This is a genomic window from Actinomadura sp. 7K534 (assembly GCF_004348575.1).
Classification (GTDB): domain Bacteria; phylum Actinomycetota; class Actinomycetes; order Streptosporangiales; family Streptosporangiaceae; genus Spirillospora; species Spirillospora livida.
Window position 1 is genome coordinate 1 of sequence record NZ_SMKB01000080.1, and the last position, 11,763, is coordinate 11,763.

Consider the following 11,763-nt stretch of genomic DNA (forward strand, 5'->3'; position numbering starts at 1 on the left):
CAACCGACCCCCTCAGCCGCCCCTTTCAGTCGCCTACGACCCGCCTCCCGGCACGCTCGGCTCAACGGGATTGGAGGGCGTCCAGGCCGACGGCCTGGGCTATCACCAGGCGGCGGTCCAGGCGCGGGTCGTGGATCTCGACGACGTAGCGGTCGCGGATGCCGAACTTCTTGTCGACGGAGAAGACGAGCTGGTCGCCGGCGTAGAAGTCGAAGTGGTACGGCCACGCGAACGGGAGCGCGTCCACCCAGGGGATGAACTGCCAGACGCGCCGCAGGACGGCGAGGGCCTTGTTGCGCTCGCTGCCCGTCGTCACGCCGAGGCCGGGCTGTTCGAGGTGCCACGTGGAGGCGAGCAGCGACTTCTTGAAGTCCTTGCGGAAGACGCCGATCGCCCGCCCGTCGGCGTCCGTGATGTCGTACGCGGAGGCGAGGTCGATGCGCTTGCGGGCCTTGAAGCCGAGGATCGGCCGGGACTTCGTGTCATCCGTGTAGAGGGTGACCTGCTCCTTGAACGCCATGCGCTTCTGCTGGGCGAAGGCGAGCAGCTCGCCTTCCTTGCCGCCCGGCGCCTCGGCGTGCACTTCGTACTGGTTCACCATCAGGCGTATCCGCTGCCTGATCAGCAGCCTGGTGTGCGCCTGGAGCCCTTGTCCGTCCAGCGGACTCACCCGTTCCTGAGCCTTTGCGAGATCTGTCACGGATGAGTGTGACAGGTCAGGAATCTTCGATGTGCGAGGCGAGGTAGCTGTGGATGAGCCGCTCCGCCTCGGCGACGATCACCGGGTCGCCGGCCGGGTCGCTGCGGAACGCCATCTTCAGGACGGCGTCGCCCGCCTCCACCGAGATGGCGAGGGCGGTGGCCAGGCCGGGGGTGTCCCGCAGGTCGAAGGTCTCGACGATCATCTGCCGGAGCGTCTCGGCCACGACCGCGTTGTTGTCGGCGTCGGAGTCGAGCAGGTTGACGTCCGCGACGTCGCCGAACCGCAGGATGCGGAAGCCCGGCACGGTCCGGTGCATCTCGACGAAGATCTCGATGATCGCGCCGACCGTGTCGGACCATTCGGCGAAGTCGCCCTCGGCCAGCCGCGCCGAGACCCGCTCGCCGAAGACCTCCAGGTTGCGCAGGGCCAGGGCCTGCGCGACCGCGCGCTTGTCGGGGAAGAACTGGTACACCGAGCCGATCGCCACGTCGGCGCGCTGGGCGATGCGCGTCGTGGTGAGGCCGTCGTAGCCGTCCTCGTCGAGGATGTCCGCGCAGGCGTCGAGCATCCGCTGGACGCGTTCGGCACTGCGGCGCTGGGCTGGACGACGGCGGAGCGGAGTCCGGATCTCGGTCACCCCACCATTGTCACCCCAACGCGGCGGACCTCGGCATCCGCGGGCCGGCGGTCGCCCCCCGGGGTCAGGTGAGTCTTCCGCGCACACCACCCGAGCCCCTAATATCCGAAGGCTATTCGCGTTTTCGCGCGGGTCATGTCGAGGAGGGGCGCGATGGGGCTGCCGGAAGGGTTCCGCTGGGGTGTCGCCACCGCCGCGTACCAGGTCGAGGGCGCGGTGGACGAGGACGGGCGCGGCCCGTCCACCTGGGACACGTTCTCCCGCACGCCGGGACGCGTCCGCGACGGCCACACCGGCGACGTCGCGTGTGACCACTATCACCGGTGGCCCGCGGACGTCGCGCTCATGAAGGACCTCGGCGTCGATTCCTACCGGTTCTCGATCGCGTGGCCGCGCGTCCAACCGGCCGGGATCGGCCCGGTCAACACGAAGGGGCTCGACTTCTACGACCGGCTCGTGGACGGCCTCCTCGCCGCCGGCATCTCCCCCGCCGCGACGCTCTACCACTGGGACCTCCCGCAACCGCTGGAAGACGCGGGCGGCTGGATGGAACGTGACACCGCCTACCGGTTCGCCGAATTCTCCTACCTCGCCGCCGAGCGGCTCGCCGACCGCGTCGACATGTGGATAACCCTCAACGAGCCGGTGGTCGTGATGGCCTACGGCTACGCGTTCGGCGTCTACGCTCCCGGCCGGGCGCTCATGCTCGACGCGCTCCCCACCGCGCACCACCAGCTCCTCGCCCACGGCCTGGCCGTGCACGCCCTGCGCAGCAGGAACGCCCGCAACGTCGGCCTGACGAACCACTACTCCCCGGCATGGGCGGCGACGCCGGAGGACCAGCCCGCCGCGGACGCCTTCGACGCGTTCATGAACCGGCTGTTCACCGACCCCGTCCTGACCGGCCGCTACCCCGATCTCATGGACGGGGCGCCGTTCGTCCGTCCCGAGGACCTCGCCGTCATCGCCGCACCCCTCGATTTCCTGGGCGTGAACTACTACCAGCCGACCCGGCTGGCGACGCCGTCCGAAGGGCCGCTCCCCTTCGACATCGTGGACATCACCGAGTATCCGACGACCGGGATGGGCTGGCCGATCGTCCCCGACGCGTTCCTGTCACTGCTGCGTACGCTCGCCTCCAGGTACGACCTGCCCCCGCTCTACATCACCGAGAACGGCTGCTCGTTCCCGGACGAGATCGGCCCGGACGGCACCGTGGACGACTCCGCCCGCATCGACTTCCTGGACGCCCACATCAAGGCCATGCGGACCGCCATCGACGAGGGCATCGACATCCGCGGCTACTACGCGTGGTCCCTCCTGGACAACTTCGAATGGTCGGAGGGCTACCACCCGCGGTTCGGCCTCGTCCACGTGGACTACGAGACCCAGAAGCGCACGCCGAAGAAGTCCTTCACCTGGTACCGCGACCTGATCGCGTCCTCCCGCGAGCCCGCCGGATCGCGCTGAGCTCCCGGGCGCGGTGCGGGCGATCATGGATAGCCTGCTCACGCCGCTTCCGCGTTGGAGGTAACGAATGCCCGGCACCCGCCCGCTGCGCCCGAACGACCCCCGGGAGGTCGGCGGTTTCCGGCTGACCGCCCGGATCGGGGAGGGCGCGCAGGGCAGCGTCTTCCTCGGGGAGTCCGGCACCGGGCAGCGGGTCGCGGTGAAGCTCCTGCACGCGGACTTCCGGAGCGACGCCCGCGCCCGCACCGCGTTCGAGCGGGAGCTGGTCGCGGCACGGAGCGTCGCCCCGTTCTGCACCGCGCCCATCCTCGCGGCCGACGCCGACGCCGAGCCGCCGTACATCGTGAGCGAGTACATCGAGGGGCCGTCGCTGCGGGAGCTGGTCACCGGGCGCGGCGTGATCGGCGGCGCCGAGCTGACCGGGCTCGCCATCGGCACCGCGACCGCGCTCGCGGCGATCCACGAGGCGGGCGTCGTCCACCGCGACTTCAAGCCCGCCAACGTGCTGCTGGGCGCGGACGGCCCGCGGGTCATCGACTTCGGCATCGCCCGCTCGCTGGACGCCACGTCCGCGACCATGACCGGCGCCGTGGGCACCCCGGCCTTCATGGCGCCGGAGCAGGTGGCGGGGTCCGCGGGCGGCGCGCCCCTGGACATGTTCGCGTGGGGCTGCACGATGGCGTTCGCGGCGAACGGGACGCCGCCGTTCGGCAGCGACTCCGTCCCGGCGATCATGCAGCGGATCCTGCACGGCGAGCCCGACCTGGGCGCGCTGACCGGCGACCTGCGCGACCTCGTCGCGTCCTGCCTGGCGAAGGAGCCGGCGAGCCGTCCCACCGCGCTCCAGGTGCTGCAGCGACTGCTCGGGACCGGCTCCGACGCGAACCTCCTGGCGGAGGGCACTTCCGCCGCCTCCTCGGCCCTGCCCGCGGGCGCGCCGCCCGCGCGGGAACCGGCCGGCGAGCCGGGCGCCTGGCCGGGGGCCGCGGCCACCGCGCCTCCGTTCCCGCACGCGCCCCCTGCCGCGGCGTTCCCGCCCCCCGTCCCGGCTCCGGCCGGGCATCCGTACCCGGCTGCGCCGCGGCGGGGCAACCGTCCGCTGGTGATCACCGCCGTGGCCGCGTCCGTCGTGCTGCTGGCCGCCGTCGGGGTCGCCGCCACGGTGGTCTACCGGGAACTGAACGGCCCCGCCGAGGGCGGACGACCGGTGACTCAGGTGACTCCCACGGCCGCCGCCGCCCAGGACTGCACCTATACGCCCGCCAGCGGTGACATCAAGGACGTCGGAACGCCCCCGTCCGAGGCCTCGCGGCTTCCGTCCGCCGCCACGATTCGGACCAGCCTCGGGGCGGTCGAAGTGGAGTTGGACGCCGCGAAGGCCCCGTGCGCGGTGAACTCCCTCGCCTTCCTCGCGAGCAAGAACTTCTACGACGACACCAAGTGCCACCGGCTCACGACGAACCCGACGCTGAAGGTCCTGCAGTGCGGCGACCCCTCGGGCGGCGGGACCGGCGGCCCCGGCTACCAGTTCGCCAACGAGAACACGACCGGCGCCCGCTACTCCCGGGGCGTCGTGGCGATGGCCAACGCGGGGCCGGACACCAACGGCAGCCAGTTCTTCATCCTCTACGAGGACGCTCCCAACCTGCCCGCGAGCTACCCGGTCATCGGCCGCGTCACCGGCGGCATGGACGTCGTGGACAAGGTCGCCAAGGCGGGCTTGGACAGCGGCGCCGACGACGGCGAACCGAAGCAGCCGATCACCATCACCGACCTCCGCACGAGCTAGCACACCGCGAGTCAGCGAACCGGCGCCGCCGCGTCAGCCAGGGAGGGGGCCGGGCGCGCGGTGCGGCGGCGGTAGTAGTGGACGGTCACGACCGCCAGCAGCGGTCCCCAGGCGAGGCAGGGCGCGTAGGCGGCGGTCATCACGGTCTCCGCGAACCCGTCCGGGCTGCCGGGCAGCGCCATGGCCTCGTCCCAGACGAACGCCGTGTCCACGCTGAGGTAGGTGACCGCGGCGGCGCCGAGCGACGCCGCCCCGACGGCGAACGAGACGGGCACCCGGCGCCCCGCGATCAGCGGGAACCAGCGCGGGAAGACCTCGCCCCAGGGGCGCACCAGCCCGATCGCGAGCAGCGCGAAGAGCTCCGCGAGGATGCTCAGGGAGAAGACGTAGGGCGTCCCGATCGGATGCGGGAAGTCGGTGAGCTCGCTTCCGTTCCCGAAGCCCATCGGCACCCCGAGGCCGAGTGCGATCCGCCATATTCCGGACGGCAGCACGGTGAACGGGATGATGTGGGCGACGACATCGGCCCATCGGGGGACCGGGCGGGCGGTGGTCATGGCGTCCTCCTTAGCGTGAACGCCTTCATGCTCCGCGGCGCGCCCTGGGCGGAGCCTCCCTCCCTGGAGCGGCACCGGTCCCCCGCGGGAGTGAATCGCGGGGACTAACCCCGCTTTGCCGCGCGTTGACCAGGGTGACGACCACGCAACCGGGGAGGAGATCCGATGGCCTTGAAGCGCCCGTCCTTCCTGCCGTCCCTGGAGCAGCTCGAACGGCAGGCCCAGGACCGGTCGTCGCACCGCAGCCGCCCCGGGTCCATGTTCGACCACCCGACGGCCAAGGCCGTGTTCATCGCCGTCCTGGTGGTGACCGTCCTCGCGCACCTCATCGGCGGCATCGTCTTCCTGGTCCTCAACTAGCGCGCCGCGCTCAGCGGCCCAGCGCGCCCAGGGGGTCGGCCAGCAGCGCGGCGAACCCCAGTTCGGCCGCGCCCGCGAGGGTCGAGTCGTACCCGAGCGCCGCCGTCCGGAGCGCGACGCGCTCCCGGGAGACCGGCAGGACGCTGTTCTGCACGCGGGTGTCCACCTGGGCCGCCGCGCCGCGGTAGATCTCGCTCAGCATGCCGCCGAAGATCACGACACGGGGGTTGAACAGGTTGATCAGGTTGGCGACGCCGATGCCGAGCCAGTCGCCGACCCGGTCCAACGCCGCGCGGGCGGCCGCGTCGCCGCGCTCCGCCGCCTGCACCACGCCCCGCACGCCCTCGCGGCCGAGCGGCCCGCCGGTGCGTCCGGCCGCCTCCAGCAGCGCCTCCTCGCCGACCTCCGCCTCCAGGCAGCCCCGCGAACCGCAGTTGCAGGGCCGCCCGTCGTAGGGGTTGACGATCATATGACCGAGTTCGGCGGCGTAGCCCTCGTCGCCGTCCAGCAGCCTGCCGCCGACGATGATGCCGCCGCCCACGCCCACGTCGCCGTGGAGGTAGACGAGGTTTCTGCTGCCGGCGCCCGCGCCGCGCTCGTGCTCGGCCAGCGCGCCCAGGTGGGCCTCGTTGCCGACCGCCACGGGCAGCCCGAGCCCGAGGCGGCGGCCGAGCGCCGGGCCGAAGTCGAGATCCGTCCAGCCGATGGTGGGCACCAGCCGCACCTTCCCGTCCGCGGCCCTAATCAGGCCGCAGTAGGACGCGCCTACGCCGACGCACGTCGCGTCCGGCGGTGCAGACGCCACGAGCTCGGCACCGAAGCCGGCGAGGACGGTGACGACCTCGTCCAGGTCGTCGTTGCCGCGGCGCCGTGCCGCCGCCCTGCGCTCCAGCACCGTGCCGCCGAGCCCCACCCTGGCGGCGACGAGGCGGTCCACCGCGACGTCGAAGGCCAGCACGTACACCTGGCCGGTCTCGGGACGGACCACCAGCGAAGGCCGCCCGGCGCGGCCCGTCGTCGCCGACGTCTCCTCGCGCACCAGGCCCGTCGCCGCGAGCTTGCTGATCAGCGTCAGGATCGTGCTCCGGTTGACGCCCATCCGGTCGGCCAACTCGGTGCGCGACACCGCGCCGTCGCGGTGCACCTCCCGCAGCAGGACCCCGAGGTTGCGCCGCCGCGACGCCTGCGAAACCAGCCGTCCCGTGCCGATGGCCCCCGACACGGTCGAGGACGACATGGCTCCTCCTCTCCCGACGTGACACCGCCAAGTTACCCAAGGGCACCGTTTCCGTCGCCCGCCCGGTCCGGTTCCGGCGCCCGCCCTGCGACGGTCGGACACCGGGCGTTCCAGTGATTCACCTGCCCGTTCGGGCACGTCAGGTGGCGCGGCACGGCGGCCGTAAACATTTCGTAAACGGGTTCCGCCAGTGTTCGGGCTATCGGGACGGCGGGGTCCGCCGCCCGGCCGGCACTACCTGACTCGAAAGGACGAACCCATGCGCAAGCTCAAGCTGCAGGTCCAGACCTCCCTCGACGGCTACATGGGCGGCCCGAACGGCGAGATGGACTGGATGACCTTCCCCTGGACGGACGACATCAACGCCTACCTCGACGCGCTGTCCGGTTCGGTCGACACGATCGTGCTGGGCCGCAAGCTCGCCGAGGGCTTCATCCCCGCCTGGGAGAGCGGCCCGGAGGGCGAGGACCAGAAGTCCATCGACTGGATGAACAACACCCCCAAGGTCGTCATCTCCGACTCGCTCACCGAGTCGCCGTGGAAGAACGCCGTCGTCGCCGGGGGCGACCTCTCGGAGATCTTGAACGGGCTGAAGGCGCAGCCCGGCGGCGACCTGATGGCCTACGGGGGCAGCACGCTCGTGACGAACCTGATCGCGCGGGAGCTGATCGACGAGCTCCACCTGCTCGTCAACCCGGCCTCGCTGGGTGCGGGGCTGCCCGTGTTCCCCGAGGTGGACGGCCACCAGCGGTTCCAGCTCGTCGCGGCCCGCCCGTTCGACTGCGGGATCACCGCCCTGCACCTCGAACCGAAGCGCTCCTGACCGCGGCCGACCGCTCGCGGCGGCCGGGCCGGATCAGTTGGCGGACGCGGCGGACAGGCGGTACGCGGTGCCGCTGCTGCCCTGCACCCAGGCGTCGGGCAGGGCGGCGGCCAGCGCGTGCTGGGCGCGCCAGCCCGTGCAGTGGCCCGGGACCACGAGGTTCGGGGCGAACTCGGTCAGCGCCTGGACGGTGGGCGGGATGATCGGTTCGAACGCCGGGCCGCCCAGGTGGAACCCGCCGAGGAGGCCGTGCAGGCGGTCGACGCCGGTCAGCCGCTGCGCGTGCCGGACGATGTTGACCGCGCCCGAGTGCCCGCAGCCCGTCAGCACGACGAGCCCCCGGTCGCGGACGTTCACGATGAGCGCCTGGTCGTCGATCACCAGCGGGTCGTGGACCCACTCGCCGCCCGTCCACGCCTGGTGCGGGGGCGGCATTCCGCGCTCGAACTCGGTGGTGCGGTCGACCTCGCCGGTGATCAGCACGCTGCCGTCCAGGAGGAGCGAGGGCTCGCGGCGTTCCACGACGGCGAAACCCTCCCCCTCCAAGGCCCGCTTGCTCAGCGTGGGGAGCTCCTCCACCTCCTTGCCGGGGACCGCCAGCCGGCGCCTCGTCCACACCAGGGGGTGCAGCACCATCGGCAGCGACCGGACGCCGCGGGCGCCCGCCAGCCCGGCCAGCCCGCCCGCGTGGTCGAAGTGCCCGTGGCTGAGGACCACGGCCTGGACGTCACCGAGGCCGATGCCCAGCCGGTCGGCGTTGGTCACCATCGCGTCCGGGGACAGGCCCGTGTCGAACAGCAGCGTGTGGGAGCGGCCCGCCCGGCGCACGGTGACCAGCGCGGAGAACCCGTGCTCCGCGATCATCCCGGTGAAGGTCCGGTCGCCGTCGAACTGCCGCGCGGTCACCGCGCCCGCGCCGAAGCCCGCGCGGCGGGTGCGCTCGTCGCTGGTGAGCAGCGCGTCGTAGACGTTGTCGACCAGGGTCAGGATCTCGATCTCGTCGACCGGTTCCAGCGCGATCGGGTCGACCGCCGTCCCCGCCGCCGGGCGCGGCATGGCCGCCGAAGCCTCCCCGGGCGTGCCTGCCGTCTCGCACATACCGGCAGCCTAACGCCCGGGGAGGCCCGCTCGACGATCATGTCGGGCCGGGTCAGACCGCGGCGGTGATGGTCGCCGCTATGCCGTAGTGGTCGGACAGATACGTCTCGGTGCCATCGGGAAGGCGGATGCGGTCCTTGAAGACAACACGGGCGGTGGCGTCCATCCCCGGTCGGATGAGCATTTGGTCAATGGGGCCGATCGCGGCATAGTCCGGGTTGTAAGTGGTGGCCGTGTCACCGTTCAGCGCGTCCCGCAAACCGGCGGCTGACGCGAAATCCCGGAACAGGCGATGGTCGCGGGGGACGTTGAAGTCGCCCATGACGACCATGGGTTCCGCCGCGTCCACCCTGCCGATGTGGGCGGCGAGTTCGCGCAGTTCGGATTCCTCGGTCTTCGTGTACACGTTGGACGGCGCCCAGTCCATGTCCATGTTCGCGGAGAGGTGCGTGTTCACGACCGTCAGGAAACCGCCGGGGCCGGGCAGGCGGACGCGCGTGAAAAGCGCGCCCTTGCGCATCAGCCATTCCGGGCGCGCCGGGCGGGTGGGGGTGAACGCGCGGTAGTGCCGGCGGACGATCGGCAGACGGGAGAGGGTCACCAGACCGCCGCGCACCACGGGGAAGGCCGACGCGTGCGCGACGTGCGGGTACGACTTCACGGCACGCCGGAGACGGGCGAGGTTCAGCGGAGATATGACCTCCTGGAGGCAGACCACGTCGTAGTCGGCCTCCTCCAGGATTCCGGCCAGCACGCCCAGCCGGGCCCGGGAGTTGCCTTGGAACAGCGTGTTGAGGGTGAGGACCCGCGCCTTCATCGTTCCTCCGGCGTGCTGCGCCGCACGTCATCCCACGTGGCCATGCAGATCACTCTACGGGCACCCCGCTCTGGGCGGGCTGGACATTGCCCGGTGTCCCGGACGCTTCCGATACTGGGCGGGCAATGCCGGACGCGGCACGGACGAAGAGGGGTCGGCATGGGTTTCCAGCTGGGCTTGTTCTCACCGAACACCGAATCGGGGCTCGCGATCACGAACGCCCCGGAAAGGTGGCACGCGACCTGGGACGACAATCTCCGTCTCGCCCGGCTGGCGGATGAGAAGGGCATCGACTTCCTGCTGCCCGTCGCGCGCTGGACCGACTGGGGTCCCGATACCGACTTCCACAGAAGCGCCCTCGACCCGCTGGTATGGGCGTCCGGGCTGCTGGCCGCCACGAGCCGCATCCGCGTTTTCAGCACCGTCCACACCGCGTTCCACCATCCGGTCGTCGCGGCCAAGCAGCTCGCGACCGCCGACCATCTCAGCAAGGGCCGGATCGGGCTGAACATCGTCGCGGGGTGGCACGCACCCGAATACGAGATGTTCAGGCTCACCCTGCCCGACGACCACGACACGCGGTACGCGCTCGCGCAGGAATGGTGGGACGTCGTCAAACGCATCTGGTCGGTCGACGAGCCTTTCGACCACGAGGGGGAGTTCTTCCAGCTGAAGAATGTCGTGGGAAGACCCAAGCCGTACAACGGGCACGGCCTCCCGGTCATCAACGCGGGCTCGTCCGCGCAGGGCCGTTCCTTCGCCGCACGCAACGCCGACCGCGCGTTCACCGTCGTCGGCGGCCCCGATGACGGGGCGGAGATCGTCCGGGCCATCCGCGCGGAGGCCGCGTCCCACGGCCGGGCGGTCGGGGTCTTCACGCTCGGCCACGTGGTGTGCCGCCCGACGAAGGCCGAGGCGGAGGACTTCCTGCGCTACTACGCCGACGAGCACGCCGACTGGCCCGCCGTGGACGAGGTGATGCGGCTGCAGGGCCTGCACGCGCAGTCGTTCACGCCCGAGATGCTGCAGGTCTACCGGGGAAGGTTCGCCGCCGGTCACGGGAGCTGCCCGCTGGTCGGCGACCCGGACACCGTCGCGGACGCCCTCGCGGAGTTCGCGAGTGCGGGATTCGACGGTATCGCTCTGTCGTTCCTCAATTACGCTGACGAACTCGGCTACTTCGCGGACGAGGTCATGCCGCGGCTACGTGCGCGGGGTGTCCTGTCCGCCGACCCTCAGGAAACGCCACCGACACGACCATGACTGCTCCCCGAACCCCGCCGCCCCTGTCCGCTCACCAGCGGGTCGCCAGCAAGGACATCGGCGTCCTGCACGACACGGTCGAACCATTCGCCGTTGGGCACGACCTCCATGCCCGTGAGCCGGACGTCCCGTTAGACGGTCTGGTCAACGCCGTCAGCGTGGGCGCGGTCACCCTCGTGTGGGTGCGCTACGGGGGCGGCGGGGTCATCGTGGACACGCCCCCGACCGAGGGGCACTTCGCCATGTGCGCGCCGATCGCGCCGATGGGCGTCGAGTACCGGGCCACGAAGAGCCGCGACACGGCCGGTGGGAGCCTCGTCCTGTCGCATGACGAGGCGATGCGGATGACGCCCGACCCGCTGCTGGGGTGCCTCGTCATCGCCACGAGCACCGGCCGGCTCGCCGACCACCTCGCCGGGCAGCTGGGGCGGCGGCACACCCCGCCGCTGCGTTTCCACAGCGTGGACGGCCCGGCCATCCTGCCGTCCTCGATCGTGGAACGGACCTGGCGGCACGTGTGCGACGTGCTCGACCACGTCACCGCGGAGGAAGAGGGGCAGCTGCATCCGCTGGCGGCGCGGAACCTGGAGGAGTCGCTGCTCACCGCCGTCCTCCTGGGCCTGCCGCACACCGCCACCGAGCGGCTCGCGGAGGCGCCGCCCCGGGCCCCGCACCATCTCGCCGGGGCGATCCGGGAGTGGATCGAGGCCCACCACGACCGTCCGATCGGCGTCGTCGACATCGCCACGGCGGTGGGGATCGGTGTCAGGCAGCTCCAGACGATCTGCCAGGACCAGTGGGGGCTGACCCCGACGCAGCTTCTGCGCGGGGTCCGGCTCGACCATGCCCGGACCGCGCTGATCGAAGCCCGGCCGGGCCCGCGCACGGTCACCGATGTCGCCGGTGCCGCCGGATACGTCCACATGAGCCGGTTCGCCGCCCACTACCGGCAGCGGTTCGGAGAGACCCCGACACAGACGCTCCGCCGGAGCGGGCAGCTCGTCTGAGG

General features: G+C 71.6%; 12 protein-coding genes. 6 read left to right on the top strand and 6 right to left on the bottom strand.

Features of this window, described 5'->3' with window-relative positions; genetic code table 11:
- Positions 1 to 61: 61 nt before the first annotated feature.
- Together E1266_RS17555 and E1266_RS17560 are read right to left on the bottom strand one after the other, a co-directional pair.
- On the bottom strand, positions 62 to 670 hold the full coding sequence (locus tag E1266_RS17555; protein WP_243718529.1) for a hypothetical protein: 609 nt from the start codon (positions 668 to 670) through the stop codon (positions 62 to 64).
- Between the two features lie 46 nt (positions 671 to 716).
- The gene (locus tag E1266_RS17560; RefSeq protein WP_132048231.1) at positions 717 to 1,340 is read right to left on the bottom strand and encodes a TetR/AcrR family transcriptional regulator; all 624 of its coding nucleotides are present in this window, start codon (positions 1,338 to 1,340) and stop codon (positions 717 to 719) included.
- 153 nt (positions 1,341 to 1,493) lie between these two features.
- Here E1266_RS17560 and E1266_RS17565 point away from each other — a divergent pair, with 153 nt between their 5' ends.
- Together E1266_RS17565 and E1266_RS17570 are read left to right on the top strand one after the other, a co-directional pair.
- Positions 1,494 to 2,810 carry a GH1 family beta-glucosidase gene (locus E1266_RS17565; protein WP_132048233.1) on the top strand — a complete coding sequence of 439 codons (1,317 nt, stop codon included), beginning with the start codon at positions 1,494 to 1,496 and terminating at the stop codon, positions 2,808 to 2,810.
- A 67-nt stretch (positions 2,811 to 2,877) separates the two neighbouring features.
- On the top strand, positions 2,878 to 4,599 hold the full coding sequence (locus E1266_RS17570; protein WP_132048235.1) for a peptidylprolyl isomerase: 1,722 nt from the start codon (positions 2,878 to 2,880) through the stop codon (positions 4,597 to 4,599).
- A gap of 11 nt (positions 4,600 to 4,610) precedes the next feature.
- Here the strand turns inward: E1266_RS17570 and E1266_RS17575 are convergent, their stop codons facing one another.
- Complete coding sequence (locus E1266_RS17575; RefSeq protein ID WP_132048237.1) at positions 4,611 to 5,156, bottom strand: hypothetical protein; 546 nt, start codon at positions 5,154 to 5,156, stop codon at positions 4,611 to 4,613.
- 165 nt (positions 5,157 to 5,321) lie between these two features.
- Here E1266_RS17575 and E1266_RS17580 point away from each other — a divergent pair, with 165 nt between their 5' ends.
- The gene (locus tag E1266_RS17580) at positions 5,322 to 5,516 is read left to right on the top strand and encodes a hypothetical protein (RefSeq protein ID WP_132048239.1); all 195 of its coding nucleotides are present in this window, start codon (positions 5,322 to 5,324) and stop codon (positions 5,514 to 5,516) included.
- Between the two features lie 10 nt (positions 5,517 to 5,526).
- On the opposite strand, the gene E1266_RS17585 is transcribed toward E1266_RS17580, so the two are convergent.
- Complete coding sequence (locus tag E1266_RS17585; RefSeq protein ID WP_132048241.1) at positions 5,527 to 6,753, bottom strand: ROK family transcriptional regulator; 1,227 nt, start codon at positions 6,751 to 6,753, stop codon at positions 5,527 to 5,529.
- 259 nt (positions 6,754 to 7,012) lie between these two features.
- Between E1266_RS17585 and E1266_RS17590 the strand changes: the two genes are divergently transcribed.
- The gene (locus E1266_RS17590) at positions 7,013 to 7,576 is read left to right on the top strand and encodes a dihydrofolate reductase family protein (RefSeq protein WP_132048243.1); all 564 of its coding nucleotides are present in this window, start codon (positions 7,013 to 7,015) and stop codon (positions 7,574 to 7,576) included.
- A gap of 33 nt (positions 7,577 to 7,609) precedes the next feature.
- On the opposite strand, the gene E1266_RS17595 is transcribed toward E1266_RS17590, so the two are convergent.
- Together E1266_RS17595 and E1266_RS17600 are read right to left on the bottom strand one after the other, a co-directional pair.
- Positions 7,610 to 8,674: an MBL fold metallo-hydrolase gene (locus E1266_RS17595; RefSeq protein ID WP_132048245.1), complete on the bottom strand. Its 1,065-nt coding sequence runs from the start codon at positions 8,672 to 8,674 to the stop codon at positions 7,610 to 7,612.
- A 52-nt stretch (positions 8,675 to 8,726) separates the two neighbouring features.
- Positions 8,727 to 9,491: an endonuclease/exonuclease/phosphatase family protein gene (locus tag E1266_RS17600; RefSeq protein WP_132048248.1), complete on the bottom strand. Its 765-nt coding sequence runs from the start codon at positions 9,489 to 9,491 to the stop codon at positions 8,727 to 8,729.
- 159 nt (positions 9,492 to 9,650) lie between these two features.
- On the opposite strand from E1266_RS17600, the gene E1266_RS17605 reads away from it, so the two are divergent.
- The gene (locus tag E1266_RS17605; RefSeq protein WP_132048250.1) at positions 9,651 to 10,754 is read left to right on the top strand and encodes an LLM class flavin-dependent oxidoreductase; all 1,104 of its coding nucleotides are present in this window, start codon (positions 9,651 to 9,653) and stop codon (positions 10,752 to 10,754) included.
- Positions 10,751 to 11,761, top strand: coding sequence for a helix-turn-helix transcriptional regulator (locus E1266_RS17610; protein WP_132048252.1), 1,011 nt, complete (start codon positions 10,751 to 10,753; stop codon positions 11,759 to 11,761). The genes E1266_RS17605 and E1266_RS17610 overlap by 4 nt, the downstream gene beginning before the upstream one ends.
- Positions 11,762 to 11,763 lie beyond the last annotated feature (2 nt).

Bases quoted from the DNA above. Each gene is read 5' to 3' on its own strand.
- E1266_RS17565 (WP_132048233.1), top strand. From the start codon at position 1,494: ATGGGGCTGCCGGAAGGGTTCCGCTGGGGTGTCGCCACCGCCGCGTAC.
- E1266_RS17570 (WP_132048235.1), top strand. From the start codon at position 2,878: ATGCCCGGCACCCGCCCGCTGCGCCCGAACGACCCCCGGGAGGTCGGC.
- E1266_RS17575 (WP_132048237.1), bottom strand. From the start codon at position 5,156: ATGACCACCGCCCGCCCGGTCCCCCGATGGGCCGATGTCGTCGCCCAC.
- E1266_RS17580 (WP_132048239.1), top strand. From the start codon at position 5,322: ATGGCCTTGAAGCGCCCGTCCTTCCTGCCGTCCCTGGAGCAGCTCGAA.
- E1266_RS17585 (WP_132048241.1), bottom strand. From the start codon at position 6,753: ATGTCGTCCTCGACCGTGTCGGGGGCCATCGGCACGGGACGGCTGGTT.
- E1266_RS17590 (WP_132048243.1), top strand. From the start codon at position 7,013: ATGCGCAAGCTCAAGCTGCAGGTCCAGACCTCCCTCGACGGCTACATG.
- E1266_RS17595 (WP_132048245.1), bottom strand. From the start codon at position 8,674: ATGTGCGAGACGGCAGGCACGCCCGGGGAGGCTTCGGCGGCCATGCCG.
- E1266_RS17600 (WP_132048248.1), bottom strand. From the start codon at position 9,491: ATGAAGGCGCGGGTCCTCACCCTCAACACGCTGTTCCAAGGCAACTCC.
- E1266_RS17605 (WP_132048250.1), top strand. From the start codon at position 9,651: ATGGGTTTCCAGCTGGGCTTGTTCTCACCGAACACCGAATCGGGGCTC.
- E1266_RS17610 (WP_132048252.1), top strand. From the start codon at position 10,751: ATGACTGCTCCCCGAACCCCGCCGCCCCTGTCCGCTCACCAGCGGGTC.